Origin of the sequence: Luteolibacter pohnpeiensis (genome assembly GCF_016595435.1) — a bacterium.
In the GTDB taxonomy this organism is placed as follows: Bacteria; Verrucomicrobiota; Verrucomicrobiia; order Verrucomicrobiales; family Akkermansiaceae; genus Luteolibacter; species Luteolibacter pohnpeiensis.
The window spans coordinates 24346-48537 of the sequence record NZ_JAENIJ010000028.1 but is presented as its reverse complement, the minus strand read 5'-3'; the positions used below and the strand labels follow the sequence as shown (position 1 = coordinate 48537).

The window sequence follows — 24192 nt, the reverse complement described above, 5'->3', positions numbered from 1 at the left end:
CCTCCCGCCGCCATGCTCAAAGCCGGAATCGTAGGTCTCCCCAATGTTGGAAAGTCGACTCTTTTCAATGCCGTCACTCGTACCCGCAAAGCGGAAGCGGCGAATTATCCGTTCTGCACGATCGATCCCAACGTCGGCATCGTCACGGTTCCCGACCCACGGCTTGCTGTGCTTTCGAAAATTTCCGGTTCGCAAAAGCTGGTTCCGACAGCGATCGAATTCGTCGACATCGCCGGCCTGGTGAAAGGTGCCTCCGAAGGTGCCGGATTGGGCAACCAATTCCTCGCCAACATCCGCGAGACCGATGCCATCGTTCAGGTGGTTCGTTGTTTCGAAAACGACGACATCATCCATGAACTCGGCTCGGTGGATCCTTTGCGAGACATTGAAATCATCAACGCCGAGCTGATTCTCGCCGACATCGCATCTCTGGAAAAACGCCGCCATTCGCGCGAAAAGAAAGCAAAGGGCGGTGACAAGGAGTCGAAAAAAGAAGTTGAGCTGATTGATGCCTTGCTTCCTCACCTCAACGAAGGAAACCCAGCACTCACCTTCGATCTCAGCGATGACGATCGGGAAATTGTGCGGGATTTCTTCCTGCTTTCATCCAAAAAGACGATCTACGCCTGCAACGTGATGGAAGACGAACTGGCGGCTGCGATTGAAAATCCGGATTCGAATGAGCAAGTCGCCCGGGTGCGCGCCTATGCTGCAGCTCATTCCGGCGCTCAGGCGGTAGTCATCTCCGCACGGATTGAAGAAGAACTCAGTGAACTGCCGCCGGAAGAAGCCGCTGAATTTCTTGCAGACATGGGTGTTACGGACTCAGGCGTATCCTCGCTCATCCGCGGCGTTTACCATCTGCTTGGACTTCGGACTTATCTCACCACCGGTGTTCAAGAAACCCGTGCTTGGACGATCATCGCTGGTGATAAAGCCCCGGCTGCGGCCGGTGTGATCCACTCCGATTTCGAACGCGGTTTCATTGCGGCTGAAGTGGTCCACTTTGACGATCTTTCGACCTTGGGATCCAAAAGCGCGGCAAAAGAAGCCGGGAAACTGCGAATTGAAGGTAAGGAATACGTCGTCAAGGATGGCGACGTGATCGAATTCCGCTTCAACGTTTAAATAAAGCTGGGGGCGGTAACCGCCCCCTTGATCAGTCCAATTAGGATTAAAGTCCGAAGAAGTTTTTCGGTTCTTTCTTCTGATCGCTTGGAACTTTGGTTGGATCACCTTCGCGAATGCCAGCAGAAGCAAAGCGAATGAAGTGATCGATTCCTTCGTCGACCGCATCATCGGCGGAATCATAGCCGCGGAGCGCACGGTGTGGAGTTTCCGATTGGATGAGAACGTGGGTCATCGCTCCAACGGAGAGATTCAAGCGCCACATGGCATCGTCCAGTGAAAGGTAAGGCACGGACTTCACCAAGGCTCTGGCGAACTTGACGGTGAGACCATCGAACCCGGTATCCACTTCGCGGGAAGTGTTGCCAGGAACACTGAAAACGCGGCCAAGGATTTTACCGAAGAGGCGGCTAGATCCTTCAGTCTTACGGACTTGCTCAAGCAACGGGCCGACGAAGGCGACCAGCAAATCTTCTACTGGCACTGGGTTATCGCCGAACTTTTTCTCGACCTCTTCCAAACGCAAAAATCTCTCCTCATGAATCGGAGCAACATATTTCGTAACAACCGCTCTGACCAAACCGTCACGGCTTCCGAAGTGATAGTTAACTGCTGCCACGTTAGCTGACGCCTCTTTGGTAATATCTCTAACTGAGACACCCTCGAAGCCGTGTTCGGCAAACAACTTCTCGGCGGCTTCCAAAAGTCGAGCTTTAGGCCCCCCGGCATTATACGATACTGTTTGGTTCATTTTAGTGTTTGGTGTGACTAGCGTTTGGAATCGAAAATGTTTCGAAGCCCATGTGAAACTTCACTCGCAAGAGATTATAGTCTCATGTCGGCAATTCATGCAAGTCGGCACCGCTATGAAAAGTCCCAAAAACGGCCATAAGCTAGCATTTTTGAGTATTTTTCGCGTTTTTATTCAAATTCAAACGAATTTTCAGTCCCAGAATCGGACTTTTGCTCTGTCGGAGCCCCATCTTTCATCCCGGCAGCGGCAAAACGAACGAAGCGAGAAATGTTGGTTTCGATGGATGGTGAGCCGGAAGCACCCTTCGTCAGACGGAAAAGTGCGTCTTCATAAGTGAGCATATGGATCATGGAACCGCTGGCCAGATTGAGCCGCCAAATCACTTCTTCTACCGACAAATGCGGGAGTGAGCGGGCTGCAGCACGACCATAACGCCCAATCAAGGTGACGAATTGGCGTTCAATTTCAGGCGGCATACAATCAAACTGCTCACCAAAAATACGTCCAACTAGTTTACAGAAGAGCTTCTCAGATAAATCGGATTTCCGAACCTGACTAACTAGTGGTCGCACATAAGCTTCTGCAACTTCCTCAATAGGAAGAACCTTACCTTCCCACTTAGCTTCCAACTCATCAAGGAGCCGGAGCCGTTCTTCATTAACCGGTCCCATGTAGCGCGATACCACGATGGATACCAGACCCTCCCGGCTACCAAAGTGGTAATTAACCGCTGCAACATTGGCACCAGCCTCTTTAGTGATATCTCTTACGGATACCGCATCAAATCCCTTAGCCGCGAATAGCTTTTCAGCAGCGTCTATAATGCGGAGCTTCGGACCACTTAGTACAGTTGATGACTCTTTCATTGCTTCGAAAGCTCCAAGTATGCCTCGTAAATAGACGAGTCAAACAATTGTTTTTATAATGAGCCAAAGTTTCCCCACAAAAACCCACTTTTGCTCGCTGGATGCCTTTGAAAATCAAAGATCTCCAGAATGAATCGAACCATCCTGAATTACCAGGGTCCGATTCCCCACTTTGGCCAGATTGACATCATGGGTCACGACGATCAATGTCACGGCGTGTTCTTCGGCCAAGCTCATGAGAATTTCCATGACTTCGGAGCCGGTTCTGGAATCGAGGTTTCCCGTAGGCTCATCTGCAAAAAGCACCTTGGGATTATTCACGATCGCACGGGCGATCGCAACGCGTTGCTGCTCTCCACCGGAAAGCTCTGCGGGTAAATGGTCTGACCGGTCCTTCAAACCGACACGCTCCAGGGCTTTCATCGCATCCTCCATCAGATCCTTGCCGGCAATCGCCCCTGGAACCGCTACATTTTCCAATGCCGTCAATTCCGGGAGCAGATGGTAGTTCTGGAAAACGTAGCCAATGGATTCATTGCGGAAGCGTGCTTGCTGCTTGCGGCGCAACGCATAGAGATCCTTGCCGTCGATTTCCACAGTGCCTTGCTGCGGTCGCTCAAGCCCTGCCAGGGTATAAAGCAGCGTCGTTTTACCAGCACCGCTGGGACCGCAAAGAAACACTTTTTCACCACGCTGGATCTGGAGATCAATCCCGTGAAGTACCTCGATCGACTTGCGTCCAATTCGGTAGCTCCGATGCAGGTTCTTGGTCTCAATCATGACGTGGCTCACGCTGGTGAAGTTGAGGCAATCAGACTCGGTGCGCAAGTGCCAGGCATGGGGAATGTGAATCGATTGCAACCCGGTCACATCCAGGCGACCAATTTGTGCAACTATCGGTTTGATTTGCGGGTTTGATCCCACCAGCATCCCGCACCTTCTCATCACTGATTTTCCAATCCCACATGCATCCCGATCTGGCCGAATTACTTCGCAAACGCCTATCGATCATCTCTGATCTAACGTGGCGAGATCGCGATCCGGCTGCGCATTTAGAAGCGCTTAAGCAGGTTTCCGTGCAAATCACCGATTGGACAGAGACGCATCGATCCGTGCTCGACGCCCGCCTGCGGCATTACCTCAGCAATGCCAGTTACCAAAAAGCGCTCGCTCATTTGGAAGAAATCTGAAAATTCAGTGCAAATCTTTCCCCACATTCTTGTAATCCTTCCCCGATGAAAGTCCTCTTCAGTATTGTGTGTGTGGCAGTGGCGGCCGTTCTAGGCTACATCGCCGAGCCTTCCCTGAGACGTGATCTCGACCGTTTTTTCGAGATTCCTTCTGCTGATTCGGACCAAGCCGAAACTTCGACCAAGCCGCAGCCAACTCCTGCCCCTGCGAAACCACAGCCGGAACCCAAACCTCCGGTGCCCAAGGTTACGCCCGAGCCAGCCCCAGAACCTGAGCCAGTCGAGCCGACTCCGCCAACTGAAGTCACCCCTGCTCTGGAACCTGAACCATCTGACCATTCCACCAACCCAGAGCCAGAACCGCAAAAGGAACCAGAGCCCCCAGCCCCTGAGCCAACCGAGGAAACCACGAACGAGACCGAAGATACGGCAGCAGCCGATGGTGATGCCGTGATCAAGATCATGCAGGACAGCATCCGCAATGGTGACATCAAGGAATTCAAGTCCGACCAAGTGGTTGAATGGAAAGCCAGTGGAAAGGAAACCATCGATGGCGAGAACTTCGATACCGGGCTCGTTTCCTACAAAGCCGAAACCATTTTCGGCGTCAAAGCGATCCAAGCCAAAGCTCTGATCAAGAACGGCGAAGTCGCACGCTGGATCTGGCCGAAAAGTGGGATGGAAATCCACTGATCGATTATCTTCAGAGGATGCCGCCATTTTCCAGCTTGCGAAGCCGAGTCCCTACTGAGCTTCCACGCGGAAAAATGCGGCATCATCTTGCGAAGAAAACTGTAGCTCGATTTCTCCCGACCCGTTGACGGAAGTTTCCTCAGGCTTCAGCAGCAAGGGTAAAAACGACGTCAGGTCCGTCGATTTCTTCAGAGCAATCTTCAAGGTAAATGTCCCATCCGTAGAATTGCGCTGAATCAATGGAGTGCCGACCTGCATGGCGTGCACCTGATCGGCCGAATACAGCCCTGCACTTGAAGCGTTCCGATAATACTTCGCCACCAGGTCGCTCTGATTCACTTTCCAGTCGAAGCCAAAGTCTGCCAGCTTCACCTCCGCAGCATCATTCATCCCATCCGAGTCACTGTCCGATGTGGAAGAGATTCCAGTGCCGTTGAGCTCCAGATCGATTGATTTTCCTTCGTTCGTCGTAATATGAAGAACACAGGAACGGGCGCTTGGCTGGGTGGTTGCGAAAGATATGGTAAAGCTCGTAGTTGCAGTGCTCGCCAAACTGGAGGCAGGATTCGCAGTGATCGAAAAATCCGCTGCGTTGGTTCCATCAATCGTCACCGCCAATCCTGACAAATCCGCAGTTCCTGTATTCCGAATGATAAAATCTACAGCTAGTGCAGCACCATCCATGGAATAGCCCAAAGCATATCCACCATCATTCGAAATGACCGTTCCAGCTGGGCGTTCCAGTGAAATCGCAGACTCTTCAACTGCGGGAAAATTGCCACTGCCATTCTGCCCCCCAGCAGTATCACTGATGGTCAGCCCAGAAGAAACCACCTGATTCCCGATAATGTCGGTCACCCGAATGGTGAAAGGCTCAGCGATCAAGTTCCCGCTATAAACGAAAAAGTGATCCGTCGTCACCGGCATGTCCGTATAGACGCCGTTCACGAGAATCTCCATTTTTTCGACTGGATTGACGATATTCGCCGCCTGCAACTTCAGGTAATAGGGGTTACTCGATTGAGAATAGAAATGAATCGGCCCGATGTCACCGGGTGCGGATATCCAATGCCAGGTGATGGGATATCGACCTTCACTATTTCCAGTGACTTCACTGAAAGCTATAGGCCCCATATCGAGATCCCCTTCGCCAAGGGAAGGTGCGATATCAATCACCTGAACTATCGACTTCCCTGCCGGTCCGGTGACTTCCAGCCATGCACCGCTCCACTTTCCACCTTCCGCCTGGACCTCATTCATCGCGGCATATCTAGGAGAGATTTCTGATTCGGGTATAGCGTAGAGACCGGAGACACTGCCGCGGTCATAGCTAGTCCCCTCACCTGTGAAAATCACAGCAGGATTACCTTGCGCAAAAATGGGAGCAGCATGGATGGCAAAACCAATCGCAATCCATGAGCGAAAACGGAAAAGAATCGCTAATGAAATCGTCGTAGATCGATCATGAAAAAACATCTCTTGCCTAATATCTGAATTGGCTTGAGCGATCAATTCAGAAATAGATCGTAGATGATATAATTGAAAGAATCGACTTCGTATTGGCACGGGTCAGCAACTCGATCACGCCCGCCCAACATCATCGAATTTCGCCTTCAAGGTTTGACAGCCGCCTGGGTAATTGGCTGGTTGAGACATGAAAAAATCGATGGACCGGCGCGGATTCATGGGACGTGCGGCAATGATTTCAGGTGCATTGGCAATCTCAGCAAATGCGGCAAATTCTGACGAAGTAACTGCTCCATCAAGTGCGACACCATCAACATCCGGCTCATTTTCCCAAGACAAAAACCGGGTTCACATCTACTCACCGCACATCAGGAAGCCGTTCAAAATTCTGATGATCGCGGACACCCATCTGTTCCGCGATGATGAACGCGGCGAGAAATATCGCGAGTTCAGCGCGAGAATGGCAAAGGCATACAACCAGACCAAGCATTTCCAGACAGGCAAAACCACCAATCCGGAAGAGGGGTTGAAAGAAGCACTTCAGAAAGCCAAAGCACAACAAGCCGACCTCGTTGCATTGGTCGGTGACATCGTAAGTTTCCCCTCGGAAGCCGCCATCGAATGGGCGATGGCCAGAATCCAGGAAACGGGCCTGCCATGGTTCTATACCGCAGGTAACCACGATTGGCATTATGAAGGAATGGAAGGCTCAGCTGATTCGCTGCGAGCAAAATGGATCGATCAGCGATTGGCTCCTTTCTATCAGAACGATGGTCGGCTGATGTCGGTTCGTGAATTGAACGGGACACGTATCATCTCCATTGACAATTCAACCTACGAAATCCTGCCGGAACAATTGGAATTTTTCCGCAAGCAAGTCGCCACAGGTGCCCCCTTGGTGTTATTTGTTCATATCCCGCTTTACGCACCTGGAAGGGATCTGGATTACGGCTGTGGAAATCCAGAGTGGGGTGCAAAGAATGATCATAGCTATCAGCTGGAGCGGCGTCAAAAATGGCGCGAAGGCGGTCACACCAAAGTCACAATGGATTTCCATCGAGAAGTATTTTCGTGCAGCAATTTACTAGGAGTCTTCGCGGGCCACACTCATCGAGCCGCTCTTGATGTGATGAATGGCATCCCACAATTTGTGACAGATGCCAATGCAACCGGTGCTTACATGGAACTCGAATTCTTACCGGTTGCGTGATATGGCAACAAAACCGGCTCGATATCCAGCATCTCAACTGTTCAACAGATGTTGTAATAATTGAGGGTCAACAGCCGTTCGTAGAGCAACTTCACGATCAATCAGACGATCCCGCACCAAGGTCGCGAGTGAGCGTTCCAGGGTGATCATGCCCGAATCAGTACCAGCCAACATCGCATTCCTCATGAAATGATCATGCCCCTCGCGGATGCCATTCGCGACTGCAGGGGTAACGAGCAATTTTTCAATGGCAGGAACCAGTCCACCCGTCCTGGAAGGCAACAAACGCTGCGATAAAACGGCTCGAAGTGACAAAGACAACTGCATCCTGATGTGGGTTTGTTGGTGCCCGGGAAAAACATCGACAATGCGGTTCACCGCGGTTGATGCACCTCCGGCGTGTAGCGTCGCCAAAACGAGATGCCCCGTTTCGGCAGCCGTCAATGCCGCGGAAATGGTATCCAGATCCCGCAGTTCTCCTAACAAAATCACATCAGGACTCTCTCGTAACGCGGCCCGCAAACCTCCGGCGAAACTGTCGACATTTCGACCAACCTCACGTTGATGAATCAAACATTGGATCTCACGATGCTCATACTCCACGGGATCTTCAATCGTGATGATGTGTTTGGATCGAGTGCGATTCAGATAATCAACCAATGCCGCTAACGTGGTCGATTTCCCCGAACCGGCGACTCCGGTCACCAAGACCAAACCGTCTGAAAACGTCGCTAATTGGTGAAGATTCTCCGGCAAGGAAAGTTCTGACAACAAAGGAATTTTGCGGCGGATCGGTCGCAATGCCGCTGCAACTCCATCGAGATGTTGAAAAACATTGATGCGTATCCGGTGTGGTCCATCTGGCATTTTCCAGCTAGCGGAGAAATCCACACTCCCGGATTTTGTCAACTCATGGTGCGCCTCATCATCCGGCAAAAGATCTAAAATCTGTTTAGCATGAGGTGAGCTTTCGTTCAGGGCGACAATCTTGCCATTTAATCGAATCCGCGGGGGCTTGCCGGATGAGATAAACAAATCCGAGGCATTTTTTAACAGAGCGTGATCTAACAAGGCTAGCAGTTCAGGATCAGGAGCAGTGGAACGCGAAGCCTCGAAATCGTGCTCATCTGCGGCAGGCTGGAGTTTCACGGAATCCTGATGCTGGCGTGGATTGAGAGATTCATTTCCAGCCATGAACATTTCAATTCGCCAGCCAGGATTTCCCTCTGAAATACGGTACCCGAACAAATCACCATCACTTGCTAGATAAGTTCCTTTGTCAGCCGAATCACCTTCGCGCATTTCATTTGCGAGCCGACGCATCATCTCATCGGGCAAGGATGGCATGGAAAGCTCGACATGCTCACCTCCTCGCAAAAGAAATGGCGTCTGTTCGGAAACCAGCACCAGTTTCTCAGCACGCCTTTCAAGCATTAACTTCAAAAATGTGTCTATAATGGCCATAAGCAAGGATCACGCAGCCGCGTGAATAGATAAAACCAACCGGGCTAGCTTTCGTTTCAAAAGAAATCGGAAAAATCCAAACAAATCCATCGATCAAATCAATTGATGTATACCCTTGTAACAGAGTAGAAATTCACCCTAATCTCAACTTTGATGAAACCCAACTTAAGTCGTATCTTCTTCCTCTTGTTACCAGCGTGCCTAACAACCGCATCACTGGCGAATCCTGTATTTCTGGGTGCAGACCCGCACGTCACGGTGTTTGATGGGAAATACTGGGGCTATCCGACTCACACAACCGATGCGAAGGCACAGTTTCATGCATTCGATTTCATGGCATACTCATCCAAGGATCTGGTCCATTGGGAGGAACATGGGCCTATACTGAAAATTGAAGACATTTCATGGATCAAGGATGATGGCGCGCCGGATCACTGGCTATGGGCACCTGGGATCACCGAGAAAGACGGAAAGTATTATTTCTATTATTCAGTGGGGCCACAGAACCCTGCGCCAAGCCGAATCGGAGTTGCCGTGGCAGACAGTCCCGCTGGCCAATTCAAAGACAGTGGCAAGCCGCTATTAACAGGAGGCAATGGATTCGAAGCGATTGATCCGATGGTGTTCCAGGACAAGGATGGCACCGCCTATTTCTACGCCGGCGGTAGTAGTGGAGCAAAACTCCGCGTTTGGAAGCTGAAGCCGAACTTGATCGAACTCGGTGAAGAAATCAAAGTCGATACCCCACCAGAGTTTACCGAAGGTGCATTCATGCACGAAATCGACGGAACCTACTATCTGTCGTACAGTCACGGTGGCTGGAATCTTCCTAACTACTCGGTGCATTATGCGATTTCAAAATCACCTACCGGACCTTGGGAATACAAAGGAGCGATCCTGAATTCCGATGGCACTCACAAAGGCCCCGGTCACCATTCGTTTTTTAAAAACCCATCCACTGGACAATGGTATATCGCCTACCACTACTGGCCATCAACGAAGCCAGAAGGACCACTCGAAGGAATCCGCCAGACAGCCATCCAGCCAGTGACTTTTGAGAAGGACGGCACGATCAAAAAAGTGATTCCAAACGACGAAGGACCTGCAGCAGCACCGATTCGTTAGAAATATGTCGCCGTAAGATCAGCGCGAAAATCAGCGTAAATTCGCATCATTGCCGAACCTCTTCATCAAGGTAAGGCCATGATGCGTTGGCTTGAGAACAACTGACTTTTTGACGACACCTATTTCAGCAATGAAGCGATCTCGAAAACAAACAAATCGAATGAGACCATTGAATTTCGGAATTCTAAGGAAAAGCGCAGTCAATCTGTGCATCCTGGCACTGGTTGGAAACAGCTTTCTCCATGCGGAGGCCACCAAGCTGCCTAACATGGTAATTTTCATCTCAGATGACCATACGCTAACAGATTCCTCAGTGTATGGATCAAAAGATCTAGCAACACCCAATATGGCTCGCGTGGCAGCCGCAGGCATGACCTTTGAGGATGCATTCGCAGCGTCACCAAGCTGCGCACCAAGCCGCGCGGCGATTCTAACAGGATTGATGCCTGCAAAAAATGGTGCCGAACCCAACCATGCCGCACCACGCCCAGAAATTAAGAAGCTTCCAGCCTATCTGCAAGAACTTGGCTACGAAGTCGTCGCCTTTGGAAAAGTAGGCCACTACGTTCAAACCAAGGATTATGGATTCGATCTGAGTGAGCACAACAAGTTCCACGAAGACATCGCCATTCCCGCTGCATTGGATTGGCTGCGCGACCGGAAAAGCGACAAGCCACTTTGCCTGTTTGTCGGAACCAACTGGCCGCATGTCCCATGGCCGCAAAAACACGAGGATTATAATCCTGCAGAAATTACCATTCCAGCAAATCACGTGGACACACCTGTGACACGAAATGCCCGTGCGAGCTACTACGCAGCGGTAAAGCGAATGGATGATGAACTTGGCGAAGTGTATGACCTGGCCCAGGAGAAGTTCGGGGAAGACTTATTTTTCATGCAATTCAGCGATCAGGGCGCCCAGTGGCCATTCGGCAAGTGGTGCCTTTATGATAATGGATTACGCACGCCGTTACTCGCCGTCTGGCCGGGTCACGTCAAACCGGCATCGCATAGCGACGCGATGGTTTCCCTGATTGATGTATTACCGACACTGGTCGATGTTGCTGGTGGCACTCCGCCAAAGGATATCGATGGAGAATCCTTTGCTGATGTTCTGGAAGGAAAAACCACGACCCATCGTGATAAAATCTACGCCACTCATAGTGGTGATGGTGATTTTAACGTTTACCCATCACGTTGCGTGCGGGATGCCCGTTGGAAGTATATCCTGAATCTTCATCCCGAGTTTGAATTCAATAGCCATGTAACCCTCAAAGATAAATTGGGCATCCCCTACTGGAATAGCTGGGTTAAAAAAGCGAAAACCAATGCTGACGCAGCGATGAAAGTGAAAAGATATCAGCAACGTCCCAAGGAAGAACTCTACGATCTGGCAACAGACCCGCTTGAACAACACAACTTGGCCGATAATCCTGATTGTGCAGATCGTCTAGAGGCGATGCGCGCAGACCTGAAATCGTGGATGGAACAGCAAGGAGACAAACAAACTGTTTACGGTCATCCGAAACTACTCTCGCAAGATTAGGACATATCGATTCATGAAAAAGCCGGTTGGAGCTGAATTACCCAACCGGCTTTTTGCTGTAATGAAATCGAGTAAAATCGACGAAGCTCAATCCACCTCTTCAAGTCTGAAAAAACCGACATTCGGTGGAAGTTGACTCGCGGGCACCGCAACAACTCCTTCTCCAGAACTATCTGTTGTCGATAAAACCTCGGGATCCAGACCAACAAATTCCACCAAATCACGCGAATTCGAAACCTGATAGGTAGTGTTTGGCATACCTGAATAATGGATCACGAAATCACCAGTATTTGAAAACGAGACAGAACGAATTGCCGGGTGTACGACCACTGAATCCATAGATCCCGGATCGCTGCCGAGCGTTTCTTCTTCCTCATTCAAAATTCCATCACCATCTGGATCTCCGAAACCATCTTGAGCAGCAACATTCCCGAAATGTTGAATTTCCCATGCATCGTCCAACCGATCGTGATCCTCATCCGTCGTGATCCCGGGCATCGAATAAAGGGATGCGATGCGATCTGCTGAAAGGGCTTCGTTGTAGACCTGAACGTCATCGATCACTCCTGCGAAAGCATCTGTTGGCGATTGTCTCCCCAATCGACCGATCTCGAAGTTGTTGAATGCAGGCATCGTATCTACTGTCACCGCACTGCTTTCTGCGACCAAAACCCCATCCACATAGTTTTGGATTCGATGATTTGCCAAATCCACTGACATCGCGACATGATGCCACATCCCATCATTCACAAAAACAGGACTGGCTGAGGTATCACTGAAGATCTCCGTGATATTCGTATCCCCATTGGGCCGAATTCGACTGCTAAAGGCCCCGACATGAGAAGCCCCACCGGCAATTCCCATGTCAATGTAACTGTTAGCCAGCGTATTGTTTGCTATGGAAATGATAGTATTTCTCCCACTCGATACATCTGTCGATTGAATCCATGCAGTTAAAGTCACGGCTTTCGAGGAGATTAAATCTGCCAGAAACGCCGCCTGTGCCATATCGACAATGTTCTCCTGCCCGGACGAATCGTTGAATTGAAATGCACCCCCTGAAATCCCATCAATCCCGCGAACTATCGCAGCACCAACCACGCCAGCCTCATTTCCTAATTCATCGACAGCAATATCGGACTCGGCGGCATCATCCAATCGATAATGCGCGACCAATCCTCTGGCCACTTGCGGTAAAGATTCTGGATCACTCGGGTCTGAACCAGCCACGAATTCGGCTTGATCATCAAATCCGTCACCATCGGTATCGAATACGTTTGGATCGCTGCCAGGTGCAACCCCTCTGCTGAATGGCATATCCGGATTTTCCTGACCATCCAACAATCCATCACCATCGGTATCTGGATTTAAAGGATCCGTTCCCGTTAAAGTCACATCATACCATGAACCGAAGCGATCTTCCACCGCATCCGAGTAGCCATCTCCATCAGTATCTGGATTGTTGGGATCGGTGCTATCCACACCATCGTGATATTCATCATTGTTCACCAGTCCGTCTGAATCTGGATCTCCCCCACTTCCATCTGTTCCTGCACTGCTGTTAGGGTTAAGAGAATGCAAAACCTCCCATGCATCGGGAAGCCCGTCACCATCACTGTCAGAACTGTTAGGGTTTGTCCCATAGAGATTTACCTCTTCACCATCGGTCAAACCGTCTCCATCGGTATCTGGATTGGTCGGATCACTGGTCGGTGGGCCGTTGATTTCAGCTCCATCGTTCAGTTGATCACCGTCAGTATCCGCAACAGTTGGATCTGACCCAGCATTTTGCTCCTGTAGATTGGTCGCCCCGTCCATGTCCGGACCGATATCCGCTCCCGATTGCGATGTTATGTTACCGAAGTAGAGGATTTCCCAAGAATCATCCAGACCATCATGATCATTGTCTTTTTCGATATATTCCATGCCTGGATTTTTGAATATAAAATTGATCTGATAGGGCAACAATACACGATCGTAGACTTGAACATCATCAATCAAGCCCTGAAATGGATCCGTTGGCGATGATCGACCCAGCCGACCGACTTCAAAGTTGTTGAATGTTGGCAAAGATGCGCCTTCTTGGGTATTTGCCAAAACTCCATCCACATACAATTGCAGCAATGCAGATACGGTATCAAAGGTCATCAAAAGGTGATGCCAGTTTCCGTCGTTCACGGTGGGCACGGCAGGAGAGCTATAAATTCCCGTTTGTTGAGCGATGCCTGCGCCTAGAGGCCGGTTGCGAGCTGTGGCAGCCCCTTGAAAACCCGCCTGACCCGCGGCAACTCCCAGATCTGCATAAATATTGGAGGCTGAATCATCACCCGCAAAAACGACACAATTGCGATTGCCCGTAGTATCGGTTGTCTTGATCCAGGCTGAAAGTGTATAGGAGCCGCTTGCATTGATCGCCGAGAAAAACAAAGGATTTCCCATATCAACGATATCATCTTGAGTCGAAGTCTCCCCTCCAAAGCGAAATGCCTTTCCTGAGATCCCCTCTTCTCCCGTGATTACCGACGATCCGATCAAGCCTGTAGCCGAGGCAGTCACAGCATTGGCTGCCGTTACAGCTCCGTTGGCCTCATCAAATCTGAAATGTGCAACAATATCCCCAATGGAATAACTGGATGTCGCCAGAAGCAGCAATGGTGCGATTCGATAATTGAAAAACATCACCTTTTTAATTTTAATAAATTAGATAACCAGACCTTAAACCATGTCATTGCGACACAATTGAACGAAATTCACTCCATCCCATTGGAGCGATTCGAATCATTAAGGCAATTGATCGCAAATCTGAGATATCAACCTCTCTTGCGGCGAATTGACAGTGACATCCCTAATCCCAACAAAGCCACGATCCGAGGTTCCGGAATTGCCACGCCTGGGTTTGCATACAGAAAGTCAACCTCACTTGCTGTAAGGGCCTGATCATAGATTTGAATATCGTCAACCAATCCCTGATATGGATCTACAGGAGATGATCGACCAAGTCGTCCGATTTCAAAGTTATTGAAATTTGGCAATGCGGATGTCGTCATGATTTGAGTATTTGCCAGAACGCCATCCACGTAGAGAGACATGATTTCTGAGGAAATACTGACTGTCATCACCAGAAGATGCCAATTCCCATCGTTTACAGGATCAACCGTTGGTGAGCTGTAGATTCCGGTCTGCTGAGATATATCCGCTCCGACGGGCCGATTCCGAGCACTAGCAGAACCTAGATAGCCTGCTTGGCCAGCTGCGACTCCAAGATCCGCGTAAACATTGCTGGTTGTATTGTCTCCGGCAAAAATCACGGTATTGCGATTTCCAGTGGTATCCGTCGTATTTACCCAAACCGAAAAAGTAAACTCACCGCTTGTGGTGATTGCTGAGAAAAACGAAGCATTTCCCATATCTACAATACCATCCTGGCTCGCGGAGCTACCTGCAAAGCTATAAGCATTTCCCGAAATTCCCGCTACGCCTGTTGTGACGCCAGATCCAACGGCACCTGCGGTACCTGCCAACTCATCATTGGCAGCGGTCGCTCCAGTCGCTTCGTCGAATCGGTAATGAGCAACCAAGGCTGCTTTGGAATGGAGGCAGGTGCCAAGGACACACCATAAAACGGCAAGGAATTTTTGTTTCATCAATGGGTTTTCGTTGGATTTAAAAAGGAGGTAATGGGTGTTCGCTCTCGCCGAGAACGATCCTCCATGATGAACAACGAATTCCTCTCACGGAACCCGACAGATAAATTTGGAAGACCATGAATTTGCCATCAGTCGTCCGAATACTCAGAAACAAACGACCACTTCTAGTCCCAAAACCCCTGAAAGTATTAGCCCCCCGAGTTCTTGAGCATGCGCTCTGCTTCTTTCAGAAGAATAAGCACTGCCCCTTGGTTGTACCAGAGCGTGCCATCGGAATTGGTCACTTTAAATGGTTCTTGCATCCACTCGTCCACCTCACCACGCAAAGTTTGTATTTTTTCCCGGGCCAATTCTTTGCGTCCTTGCCTAAGATTCACCATCGCCAGAATCAGCTCGTCTGACACAGTCCGGGGTTCGCTATTTGCCGCCATTACCAAACTGCTCGCGGCCAACTTCGCTGCCATTTCGAGATTTTCTCCGCGGTAAGCAAGTAACGCTAGAGAAAACTGTCTCCACGCAACCATATGCGGAGTTTTTGGGCCGCGTTTTTCATCGATCGAAGATTCGAGAATTTTAGCCAAAGGCTGGATTTTTGATAAAATTTCGGGCGTTGCAGGCTTCAACAATGTCGCTTTGATCACCTGCTCTGCTACAATTGGATTCGCTGAATCTGAGAATCGAATGATCGCCAAATTGCGCAAATTCTCAAATTGCTCATCACTTCCCCATTCGCAAACTGCAGTCATCACCGATAATAAGTCGAACGAAATATGCTCTGAATCCGACATATCGACATTGGTGAGCACATAGCCGAGAGCGTAGAACCGCTGTGCGGCTGCCTCCCATCTGCCCTGGGAAAGATTCCAGTTCGCCACTTTCATGAAAGTGTCCGCGGCTTCGAGGGAATGCGGAACCCTCTCTGCCGGTAAACCGTCCAGCAACGCGTCTGCAGGCTGCACGTCGTTGTATTTCAAGAGCACCGCAGCCTGGCGGACTTGATCAGCAACCTTGGCATCCTCGCGCAATCGAATTTCGTTGGCTGTAGCCTGCTCGGCTACAATTCTTAGCTTTGCCTGTTCGTGCCGGGCTTGGCGCTCTCTAACAAACAACCAGGTGGAAATGCCAAATCCACTCAGGATTCCAAACAGAGCCACACTGCCTGCAGCAAACGTGACCCGGTTCCTGCGAACCCATTTTGTTAGCAAATACCGACGGCTCGGGGGACGTGCAAGCACTGGCTCCTCGCGGAGATATCTCCCCACATCCATCGCCAATCCATCGGCTGTTTCATAGCGACGTTGACGATCTTTCTCGGTTGCTTTCATCACAATCCAGTCAAGATCACCGGAAAGCATGCTTTTCAAGCGTTGCGCATCCACACCGCGACTGTTCGCCACTTCTTCGATCTCACCATCAGGAATGTTGAGCAGCTTCATCGAGGGAGCACTTGTCGAACTCTCACGTAAGAGATCGCGGATTTCTTCCACACCTCTCCGATCAAAACGCTCGAATGGCAATGGCGGGCTTCCTGTTAGAAGTTCACACAACAATGCGCCCAAACTGTAAATGTCGCTTCGTGTATCAATATCAACGTTTCCTTCGGCCTGTTCAGGACTAACGTAGGCAGGAGTTCCGATGAATTCTCCGAACTTGGTCGCTGTTCCAGCAGGGTCGATTCCGCCGGCAGTCGCCTTCGCAATTCCGAAATCGATCACCTTTGGTTCAAACCGCCGTTCATGTGCCCGCACCAAAACATTGGAAGGTTTGATATCGCGGTGAACCACGCCCTTTTGGTGGGCATGCTGGATCGCCTCACAAACCAATCGAAAAACCTCCAGGCGCTCACGCAATCCAAGTCGATGCCGATCGCAAAACTCCGTAATTTTTTCACCATCCACCAACTCCATCACAAAATAAGGGCGTCCGGATGCGGTGGTCCCCGCATCAAGAACCCGCGCAATGTTTGGGTGATCCATCAGAGCAAGCGCTTCCCTCTCCAAATTAAAGCGAGCGATGACATTTTCCGTATCCATCCCTAACCGGATGATTTTCAGCGCGACATTTCGCTTCACAGGTTCCAGTTGCTCAGCCAAATAAACAACTCCACAGCCGCCCGAACCGAGACGCTCTATCAAACGATATGGACCGATGCGCGCTCCCAACCCCCGCTCATCTTCCGAATCGGATTCTTTTTGAACTTTCGGTTGGAATTCGAAAAAATCCTCCGCATCGCGGCGAACTTCCAGAAGCTCCTCAAGCCGCATCAATCGATCCGGATCATTCCGGCACGCAAATTCCAAAAATGCTTTGCGCTCAGCCTGGCTGGCAAACCCAGCAGCCGCCGTGAAAAGCAATCGGTCGATCGATGGCTTCATCTAACTGATTCCTCACGGATCATTTGATAGAGCCGCGCCTTCGCATAGGCCCAGTGGCGCTCAACCGTCCGCTCCACCACTCCGTCCATGGTGGCAATTTCCTTGTTCGTCAAGCCGCCGAAAAACTTGAGTGCGATCACACGAGCACTCTCCGGATCTTCCTTTTCCAATCGCTCAAGCATCTCGTCCACCAATAAAACACGCTCATCGAGTGTCGTATCCGCCACCTCGAGACCGTGAACTTGGATGTCCAAAAATTTTGGGTTTTCTCCGCGTTTCGCGCTCGCTTTGGCCCTGGCGCGATCGACCAGGATATGCCGCATTGCTTGAGCCGCAGTGCGGAAAAAGTGGGCTCGATTGCTCCATGAGCGGCTCGCATCTCCCGATATTTTCAACCAAGCCTCATGGACGAGCGCCGTGGCCTGAAGAGTTTCACCGGGCGAAGCCTGAGACATCCGCTTTTTCGCCAAGCTTCGCAATTCGTCGTATACAAGAGGCAGGAGCTCGGTCGACACAAGCCCACTGTCACCGCTTGCAGACTTCAGAATGGTTGTGAGTTCTTCCACACCAACGGGATGTAGATATCCAGCTGGTGTTTGTCGATCAAGGAATTAGATGCACATCGCAGCTGCGTCCCAAAATGCCTGGCCGTCCACCACTACTGCATTCATAGTAGTTATGGAAGCGATGGCGCTGACTGAGTTTGTTGCTCGGCCTCTTTCATGAAACTGCCGACTGCAGCCAAGTAAGCCTCTTTTTCCTCAAGATGCGCAGTGTGCGAGCTTTCCTCAAAAATCAGCATCCGCGCACCTGGTATCCCATCGACGATGGTTTGCGAACAAGCCGGTGTGATCTCATCGTAACGCCCAACGGTGACGAGAGTAGGTGCTGTAATTTCACCCAAACGAGGCACACGATTCCAATTGGATAGATTTCCAATCACGATGAACTCATTGGGGCCGTTCATCGTTTCGTAAACCGCATTGCCGTCAAGATTGTCCAAAGTTCGAAGATAAGGCGAGGGCCATGGGTCCAGGCGACACAGATGGCGCTTGTAGAATTCGCTCACGGCTTTTTCGTATTCCGGGTTTCGCCATTCTCCCAATGCTTCGTAATGATTCAAAATTGCGGGAATATCTCCCGGAAGTTCTGACTTCAAGCGAGCAGCTTCACTGACAAACTGAGGCACGCTCGCCGAGGTGCTGGCCAATACCAAACTTACAATCCCGGATGGCTGCGTGAGCATGTATTCAATCCCCAGCCAACCTCCCCAGGATTGGCCCAATAAGTGAATTTGCTTTAGTCCCAAAAAATCACGAACTGTGTCAATTTCACGAACAAACCGATCCATTTGCCATAATGAAACATCATCCGGCTGGTCCGATTTCCCACAACCTAACTGATCGTAAAAAATCACCGTTCGATCGACGGCGAGTTCCTCCAGTGTTTCCAGATAATCATGCCCCGCTCCCGGTCCGCCATGTAAAACCAGCAAGGGAATTCCCCCGCTGCCAATCTTGCGATACCAAACCCGGTAGCCATCCACCGGGATATAACCTGTCACTTCTTCGATCATCGTTGGTTCTGAAGCAATCATCTTGCCGATTCCCCAGCAAATCGATCTCACCAAATCGATGAAGCTGGTTCAAACATGAGTCGCGCTCATGTCCAGCGGGAAAAGCGTTCAAGCAGTTAGATTCGCTTCGGACTGACTCTGGCAAGTTTTTGGCTCTTCTTGATAGCAGAACCAAGAACCTGAATTCGATGAAAAACCAATTTGCCGTACTGCTTTTCACCAGTTCCTTCGCCACAGCAGGATCACCCGATTTGCTCACCACGCTACCCGCCACCGCCAAAGAACCATCCTGGATTACACCAACCATCAATATCCGGGCGCGTTATGAATTTGCAGATGTTGATGGATTCGACGCCTCGCATGCATTGACGATTCGTGAACGACTCGGTCTAAAAACGAGAGACTGGAACGGCTTCAGCGCGCTCGTGGAAGGAGAATTCTCCCAAGCGGCAATCGATGATTACAATGGCGGGGCTGCGGGCGCGAAACCCTTTGTGTTGAATAACTCGGTCATCGGAGATCCGGAAACCAACGAGCTGAATCAGGCATTTCTTCAATACTCTGGCTTCGAAAGCATGGTGCGACTCGGCCGCCAACGAATCATTTATGACAACGCAGCTTTTGTCGGAAACGTTGGATGGCGCCAGAATGAACAAACCTTTGATGCCTTCTCGATCTCTAACAAATCGATTACGGATTTGACTCTCAATTATGCTTTTGTCGATCAAGTGAATCGAATCTTTGGCTCGGACGCGATTGGCATTGCTCGAAATGTCGATTCCAACTTACATTTGTTTAACGCCGCCTACACCGGTTTCGAAGGGCTTCAGCTTGGCGGGTATGTTTATCTGATGGATTTCGATCAGCCATCTGGTTGGAACAATCAAACTTACGGATTCAGTGCAGCAGGAAATCTGTTAGGGTTCGATTTATACGGTGAATTCGCATATCAGCAAGACGCCGGTCCAGCCAACTCGCTGAACGCCTGTTATTATCATGGCACGGCTGGTAAAAAATTTGGCGATCAAAACGTCACCATCGGGTTGGAACATCTCGACGCCGGATTCCAGACACCTCTGGCAACCGTCCACGCGTTCAACGGATATGCAGATGCATTCATTGGGCAGCGGATTGCGGGAACACATGGCGGCATTTCAGATATTTATCTGTCCCATACGCTGCCCCTTGTCGCCGGGTTGAAATGGACAAATGTCGCACACGCGTTCGGCGATGATGCGATTTCAACGGATCTGGGATGGGAATTTGACTCGGTCTTAGTCAAAAAGTTCGACGAGTCATTCACCGCAATTGCGAAATTTGCGCATTTCGAATCTGAAGGAAAACTACCAACCACCACCCGGTTTTCGGTGGAAATGAATTATTCATTCTAACAGATCGGCTCGGCGATGCCAGGCGGCATCGCCGCAAAAGCCATTTCACACAGCCCGATGAACGCTTCCTCGACCAAGCTGGGATCTTTTTTGGGTGAATGAAAAACTCCCCATTCACGGCTGATTCCATTGTCACCGATTTCGACAGCAATCAAACTTCCCTCATCGATCTCACGAGCAGCAGCCCACGGTGCGACAATTCCAATGCCGATTCCAAGTTTCGCCATTTCCTTGATCGCCTGCATATCGCCAAGCACTAGCGGTTTCTTAACCCGATGCGCGCGATCTCCCATCCATTCTTCAATCAAGCGATAAGTCTCGGAAGCCTTGGCATAAATGATGAATTGCTGGTCTTCCAAATCATCCCGATTGCCTTCACCTCCTGGTGCCCATGGGTGAAATGGTGAAACGACAAACGAAAGTTTATCCTTAAACATCGGTCGATAACCATCAGCGCTCCTACCGCGTGGTTTAAGCCCAACCACGAGATCCAATTCCGCGTTAGAAAGTCGATCTAACAAAATGGTGGTATCCGCAGCCTCAATCACTGGCTCGCATCTCGGAAAACAATCTCGGAATTCCCGTAACACCGAAGGAACCACAAAATGACACAGCGTGTGAGGTGCACCGATTCGAATGCGTGTTTGTCCCCAGCGTCTGAGTCCATCCAGATCACGGCTGGCTCGCTCCAGTTCCTGTAAAACCAGCTTGGAACGCTTCAACAGCAATTCACCTTCGACCGTAACAGCAACACGTTTCCCCGCGCGATCCAGCAGCTTGCAATCCAACTGTTCTTCCAGCGCGCGCAACGAATGGCTGACTGCTGACTGCGTGACAAACAACCGTCTCGCAGCCATCGTAAAGCTTTCTTCCTCGACGACAGCAACAAACGCCCTCAACTGCCGTAAATCAGGAACCCAATCCATAATCATCAATCGCCTTCATGTGGAAGACAGCGATTCACCAGCATGGCTCATGCCAAAAGGTCTGGATTGGCATTCATCGCGCTGTGGATCGGGTATGCCCGCAAACCCATCCCTTATTGAAAATCCAAACATCCGACTGGGCTTCGTGCCTTTGAGTGATTGCGCCCCCATGGCCGTGGCAAAGGAAATGGGAATATTCCGAAAACATCATTTAAAAGTTCGACTATCGCGTGAATTAGGATGGGCCACTGTCAGAGATAAAATATTCTATGGCGATTTGGATGGTGCCCAGTGCATATCGGGAATCGCATTTTCACTGGCCATGGGTGCCGGCAATGTTCGGCGTAAGGTCGCGGTGCCGATGGTTCTCAATCTCCACGGAAACGCCATCACACTTTCGATGGACTTGGATCCCGTGCTCATCGGCACCGGAGAGGGACTGCTTTCCTACCTAACACATTCATGGAAGAAGGACCGGCCGTTCACCATGGCTGCTCCCCATCGCTTTTCTTCACATCACATTCTGCTAAATACATGGCTGCAGCGACAAGGAATCACCTCACCCGATCTGGTCGAGATCATCTTCCTCCCCCCGCCTCTCATGCCACGCCATTTGAAGGCAGGACATATCGATGGCTATTGCGTAGGTGAGCCGTGGAACTCTGCCTCGATTCTCACTGGTGAAGCATGGTGCCCCGCCGTATCAGCAGATATTTCCCATGGTCATCCTGAAAAAGTCTTGTTGCTCGATGGAGGTTTCACCGATTCCAGGAGGGAAGATGCCGTCGCTCTAACTGCCGCCTTGTTGGAGGCATGCAAGCTTTGCGACGAACCTGATTTCCGCTCCGAAATGATCCAGATTCTTGCTCGCAAGGAATACACCGGCGCGCCTGTTGAAGTGCTAGCCAACAGCATGGGCCAACCATTCAACTCTGGCGGTGGAACGAAAAACATGACTCCGTTTCATCTCTTCCACGGACCTCAAGTCAATCCGCCGACTTTGGATAAAGCATCATGGACACTCGCAGGATTGCGGTCTCTTGGCCTGGTGCCAAAGGGCACTTCTGCAATACTCTCTGAAATCTATCGCAATGATCTGTATGAGGAGGCGATCGCTGCAGGCGCACCAGCATGAGCAAGGCTCATCTGGAAAATGAAGAATGATACGGCGTCGGAGCGACCGTTTTCTTTCTCCCGGCACCGATGTGGCTTCATGAATGGTGATGTAAAAACCATGAAAACCACCTCGCACCCTACTTATCGCCAGATCCGCCGTATGGACGTCCGAAGGAGTCCGCACGTCCCTAAAAAACCAACCATTGTCAACCCGAACCAGTATTAACATGTCGATATCACCCGACGGAAAACTGGATGTTCTGGCTTTGAAAAGCCCGTCCATTCGCACGCTCCATATTACCTGGATCGCGTTCTTCATGACCTTCGTGCTTTGGTTTGCGCATGCTCCGTTCAAAGGAGCAATTTCAAGTGCGTTCAATCTAACCGGAGCACAATGGAAGGCATTATTGATTCTGAACTTGGCTCTAACAATACCAGCGCGGATTGTGATTGGTATCTTGGTAGATAAGTTCGGCCCAAGACTCACCTACTCGCTACTCCTGATGATCTCGGGGCTATTCTGTGTTGGCTTTGCCCTTTCGACCTCGTTCCAGATGTTAGCGCTGATGCGCTTTTTGATGGGCTTTGCAGGTGCTGGATTTGTCATCGGGATACGCCTCGTAGGCGAATGGTTTCCCGCCAGACAGGTAGGGCTTGCGGAAGGAATCTATGGTGGCTGGGGAAACTTCGGCTCTGCCGCTGCAGCCATGGTGCTTCCTTCACTGGCCCTTGCCTTTGGTGGTGACGATGGGTGGCGATATGCATTTATTAGCGTCGGCTGCATATCCTTCGTTTACGGAATAATATTCTACAAAACCATTCAGAACACCCCGAAAGGATCAACCTACTTCAAGCCAAAGAAATCAGGAGGTTTGGAAGTATCCTCACCAAGAGACTTTTATTTCCTGCTGATGATGAATTTGCCCATGTTTGCAGCTTTGGGTGTGCTTGCATGGAAGCTTTCTCCAAGTGGAGTAAACCTCCTTTCCGCAGGCTTGGTTCAGCTCATTTACGGATTATTGATCGTTCTGTTCATCTTCCAGACATGGCAAATCTACCGTGTCAACGCGCCCATGTTGAAAGCTGGAAAAGTCCCCGAACATCAGCGGTATCCATTCCGTCAGGTTGCCATTCTCGACATCAACTATCTGATTACTTTCGGTTCTGAACTCGCAGTGGTATCGATGCTGCCTTCATTCTTCGGAGAAACATTCGGACTTTCAACCGTCAAGGCAGGCTTTCTGGCATCAGGATTTGCCTTCATGAATCTCGCTGCACGTCCAGGTGGAGGATGGATTTCAGACAAATTTGGGAGAAGAAAAACCATGTTGATTCTTCTCGCCGGTTTGGCGCTGGGCTACTTGGCATTGTCGCAGATCGATAGTTCCTGGCCGGTTGCCCTGGCGGTAATCGCGACCATGGCATGCTCCTTTTTCGTACAAGCCGGAGAAGGTGCCGTATTTGCCATGGTGCCATTGATTCAGCGCCGCATGACAGGCCAGATCGCAGGCATGACAGGAGCGTATGGAAATGTCGGAGGTGTTATCTTTCTCACCGTGTATTCATTCGTCTCCACACCAACTTTCTTCATGATCATCGCCGCTTCCTCAATTGTCGGTTTGGTCGCATCCTGCTTTCTAAAAGAGCCACAAGGCCATATCAGCGAAGTTGCAGAAGACGGATCCGTGCAACTGATCGAAGTTTCATAATTCAGTTGG

20 protein-coding genes are annotated in these 24192 nt (G+C 50.3%); 9 read left to right on the top strand and 11 right to left on the bottom strand.

Going from position 1 to position 24192, the window contains the following annotated elements; genetic code table 11:
- Positions 1-12: 12 nt before the first annotated feature.
- Positions 13-1128, top strand: coding sequence for a redox-regulated ATPase YchF (gene ychF / locus JIN85_RS15515; protein WP_200272390.1), 1116 nt, complete (start codon positions 13-15; stop codon positions 1126-1128).
- A 46-nt stretch (positions 1129-1174) separates the two neighbouring features.
- Here the strand turns inward: ychF and JIN85_RS15510 are convergent, their stop codons facing one another.
- The 3 genes from JIN85_RS15510 to JIN85_RS15500 all read right to left on the bottom strand — a co-directional run bounded on the left by JIN85_RS15510 (position 1175) and on the right by JIN85_RS15500 (position 3618).
- Positions 1175-1879 carry a TetR/AcrR family transcriptional regulator gene (locus JIN85_RS15510; protein ID WP_200272388.1) on the bottom strand — a complete coding sequence of 235 codons (705 nt, stop codon included), beginning with the start codon at positions 1877-1879 and terminating at the stop codon, positions 1175-1177.
- Between the two features lie 170 nt (positions 1880-2049).
- A complete protein-coding gene (locus JIN85_RS15505; RefSeq protein ID WP_200272386.1) occupies positions 2050-2748 on the bottom strand; it encodes a TetR/AcrR family transcriptional regulator in 699 nt (232 codons plus the stop codon).
- 114 nt (positions 2749-2862) lie between these two features.
- Entirely contained in the window at positions 2863-3618 is a 756-nt protein-coding gene (locus JIN85_RS15500; RefSeq protein ID WP_325109599.1) for an ABC transporter ATP-binding protein, read from the bottom strand.
- Between the two features lie 95 nt (positions 3619-3713).
- Here JIN85_RS15500 and JIN85_RS15495 point away from each other — a divergent pair, with 95 nt between their 5' ends.
- Both JIN85_RS15495 and JIN85_RS15490 read left to right on the top strand, forming a co-directional pair.
- Positions 3714-3938, top strand: a complete 225-nt coding sequence (locus tag JIN85_RS15495) for a hypothetical protein (RefSeq protein ID WP_200272384.1) — start codon at positions 3714-3716, stop codon at positions 3936-3938.
- A 45-nt stretch (positions 3939-3983) separates the two neighbouring features.
- Entirely contained in the window at positions 3984-4631 is a 648-nt protein-coding gene (locus JIN85_RS15490; RefSeq protein WP_200272382.1) for a hypothetical protein, read from the top strand.
- A 51-nt stretch (positions 4632-4682) separates the two neighbouring features.
- Here the strand turns inward: JIN85_RS15490 and JIN85_RS15485 are convergent, their stop codons facing one another.
- Complete coding sequence (locus JIN85_RS15485; RefSeq protein WP_200272380.1) at positions 4683-6107, bottom strand: expansin EXLX1 family cellulose-binding protein; 1425 nt, start codon at positions 6105-6107, stop codon at positions 4683-4685.
- Between the two features lie 178 nt (positions 6108-6285).
- On the opposite strand from JIN85_RS15485, the gene JIN85_RS15480 reads away from it, so the two are divergent.
- Positions 6286-7308: a metallophosphoesterase family protein gene (locus tag JIN85_RS15480; protein ID WP_200272378.1), complete on the top strand. Its 1023-nt coding sequence runs from the start codon at positions 6286-6288 to the stop codon at positions 7306-7308.
- A gap of 33 nt (positions 7309-7341) precedes the next feature.
- Here JIN85_RS15480 and JIN85_RS15475 read toward each other — a convergent pair whose 3' ends face one another.
- Positions 7342-8742 (bottom strand): type IV pilus twitching motility protein PilT, encoded by a 1401-nt coding sequence (locus JIN85_RS15475; protein WP_200272376.1) that lies wholly within the window; start codon positions 8740-8742, stop codon positions 7342-7344.
- A gap of 183 nt (positions 8743-8925) precedes the next feature.
- On the opposite strand from JIN85_RS15475, the gene JIN85_RS15470 reads away from it, so the two are divergent.
- Together JIN85_RS15470 and JIN85_RS15465 are read left to right on the top strand one after the other, a co-directional pair.
- Positions 8926-9897: a family 43 glycosylhydrolase gene (locus tag JIN85_RS15470; RefSeq protein ID WP_200272374.1), complete on the top strand. Its 972-nt coding sequence runs from the start codon at positions 8926-8928 to the stop codon at positions 9895-9897.
- A 160-nt stretch (positions 9898-10057) separates the two neighbouring features.
- A complete protein-coding gene (locus tag JIN85_RS15465; RefSeq protein WP_200272372.1) occupies positions 10058-11443 on the top strand; it encodes a sulfatase family protein in 1386 nt (461 codons plus the stop codon).
- An 87-nt stretch (positions 11444-11530) separates the two neighbouring features.
- On the opposite strand, the gene JIN85_RS15460 is transcribed toward JIN85_RS15465, so the two are convergent.
- The 5 genes from JIN85_RS15460 to JIN85_RS15440 all read right to left on the bottom strand — a co-directional run bounded on the left by JIN85_RS15460 (position 11531) and on the right by JIN85_RS15440 (position 19062).
- Positions 11531-14122 carry a LamG domain-containing protein gene (locus JIN85_RS15460; RefSeq protein ID WP_200272370.1) on the bottom strand — a complete coding sequence of 864 codons (2592 nt, stop codon included), beginning with the start codon at positions 14120-14122 and terminating at the stop codon, positions 11531-11533.
- A gap of 131 nt (positions 14123-14253) precedes the next feature.
- Positions 14254-15087 (bottom strand): LamG domain-containing protein, encoded by an 834-nt coding sequence (locus JIN85_RS15455; protein ID WP_200272368.1) that lies wholly within the window; start codon positions 15085-15087, stop codon positions 14254-14256.
- Between the two features lie 191 nt (positions 15088-15278).
- Positions 15279-17465 (bottom strand): serine/threonine protein kinase, encoded by a 2187-nt coding sequence (locus JIN85_RS15450; protein WP_200272366.1) that lies wholly within the window; start codon positions 17463-17465, stop codon positions 15279-15281.
- Entirely contained in the window at positions 17462-18031 is a 570-nt protein-coding gene (locus tag JIN85_RS15445; RefSeq protein WP_200272365.1) for an ECF-type sigma factor, read from the bottom strand. The genes JIN85_RS15450 and JIN85_RS15445 overlap by 4 nt, the downstream gene beginning before the upstream one ends.
- A gap of 110 nt (positions 18032-18141) precedes the next feature.
- The gene (locus tag JIN85_RS15440) at positions 18142-19062 is read right to left on the bottom strand and encodes a proline iminopeptidase-family hydrolase (RefSeq protein WP_200272363.1); all 921 of its coding nucleotides are present in this window, start codon (positions 19060-19062) and stop codon (positions 18142-18144) included.
- Positions 19063-19229: 167 nt separating this feature from the next.
- Between JIN85_RS15440 and JIN85_RS15435 the strand changes: the two genes are divergently transcribed.
- Complete coding sequence (locus JIN85_RS15435) at positions 19230-20432, top strand: alginate export family protein (RefSeq protein WP_200272360.1); 1203 nt, start codon at positions 19230-19232, stop codon at positions 20430-20432.
- On the opposite strand, the gene JIN85_RS15430 is transcribed toward JIN85_RS15435, so the two are convergent.
- Positions 20429-21358 (bottom strand): LysR family transcriptional regulator, encoded by a 930-nt coding sequence (locus JIN85_RS15430; RefSeq protein ID WP_200272358.1) that lies wholly within the window; start codon positions 21356-21358, stop codon positions 20429-20431. The two genes, JIN85_RS15435 and JIN85_RS15430, sit on opposite strands and share 4 nt — an antisense overlap.
- A 49-nt stretch (positions 21359-21407) precedes the next feature.
- Between JIN85_RS15430 and JIN85_RS15425 the strand changes: the two genes are divergently transcribed.
- Positions 21408-22493 (top strand): CmpA/NrtA family ABC transporter substrate-binding protein, encoded by a 1086-nt coding sequence (locus JIN85_RS15425; protein WP_325109590.1) that lies wholly within the window; start codon positions 21408-21410, stop codon positions 22491-22493.
- Positions 22494-22701: 208 nt separating this feature from the next.
- On the top strand, positions 22702-24183 hold the full coding sequence (locus JIN85_RS15420; protein ID WP_200272354.1) for a NarK family nitrate/nitrite MFS transporter: 1482 nt from the start codon (positions 22702-22704) through the stop codon (positions 24181-24183).
- Positions 24184-24192 lie beyond the last annotated feature (9 nt).

Excerpts from the sequence above, each read along its gene's own strand:
- JIN85_RS15475 (WP_200272376.1), bottom strand. The coding sequence starts at position 8,742 with ATGCTTGAAAGGCGTGCTGAGAAACTGGTGCTGGTTTCCGAACAGACG.
- JIN85_RS15450 (WP_200272366.1), bottom strand. The coding sequence starts at position 17,465 with ATGAAGCCATCGATCGACCGATTGCTTTTCACGGCGGCTGCTGGGTTT.
- JIN85_RS15495 (WP_200272384.1), top strand. The coding sequence starts at position 3,714 with ATGCATCCCGATCTGGCCGAATTACTTCGCAAACGCCTATCGATCATC.
- ychF (WP_200272390.1), top strand. The coding sequence starts at position 13 with ATGCTCAAAGCCGGAATCGTAGGTCTCCCCAATGTTGGAAAGTCGACT.
- JIN85_RS15470 (WP_200272374.1), top strand. The coding sequence starts at position 8,926 with ATGAAACCCAACTTAAGTCGTATCTTCTTCCTCTTGTTACCAGCGTGC.
- JIN85_RS15420 (WP_200272354.1), top strand. The coding sequence starts at position 22,702 with ATGTCGATATCACCCGACGGAAAACTGGATGTTCTGGCTTTGAAAAGC.
- JIN85_RS15430 (WP_200272358.1), bottom strand. The coding sequence starts at position 21,358 with ATGGATTGGGTTCCTGATTTACGGCAGTTGAGGGCGTTTGTTGCTGTC.
- JIN85_RS15435 (WP_200272360.1), top strand. The coding sequence starts at position 19,230 with ATGAAAAACCAATTTGCCGTACTGCTTTTCACCAGTTCCTTCGCCACA.
- JIN85_RS15465 (WP_200272372.1), top strand. The coding sequence starts at position 10,058 with ATGAGACCATTGAATTTCGGAATTCTAAGGAAAAGCGCAGTCAATCTG.
- JIN85_RS15490 (WP_200272382.1), top strand. The coding sequence starts at position 3,984 with ATGAAAGTCCTCTTCAGTATTGTGTGTGTGGCAGTGGCGGCCGTTCTA.
- JIN85_RS15455 (WP_200272368.1), bottom strand. The coding sequence starts at position 15,087 with ATGAAACAAAAATTCCTTGCCGTTTTATGGTGTGTCCTTGGCACCTGC.
- JIN85_RS15510 (WP_200272388.1), bottom strand. The coding sequence starts at position 1,879 with ATGAACCAAACAGTATCGTATAATGCCGGGGGGCCTAAAGCTCGACTT.
- JIN85_RS15480 (WP_200272378.1), top strand. The coding sequence starts at position 6,286 with ATGAAAAAATCGATGGACCGGCGCGGATTCATGGGACGTGCGGCAATG.
- JIN85_RS15460 (WP_200272370.1), bottom strand. The coding sequence starts at position 14,122 with ATGTTTTTCAATTATCGAATCGCACCATTGCTGCTTCTGGCGACATCC.
- JIN85_RS15505 (WP_200272386.1), bottom strand. The coding sequence starts at position 2,748 with ATGAAAGAGTCATCAACTGTACTAAGTGGTCCGAAGCTCCGCATTATA.
- JIN85_RS15440 (WP_200272363.1), bottom strand. The coding sequence starts at position 19,062 with ATGATTGCTTCAGAACCAACGATGATCGAAGAAGTGACAGGTTATATC.
- JIN85_RS15425 (WP_325109590.1), top strand. The coding sequence starts at position 21,408 with ATGCCAAAAGGTCTGGATTGGCATTCATCGCGCTGTGGATCGGGTATG.
- JIN85_RS15485 (WP_200272380.1), bottom strand. The coding sequence starts at position 6,107 with ATGTTTTTTCATGATCGATCTACGACGATTTCATTAGCGATTCTTTTC.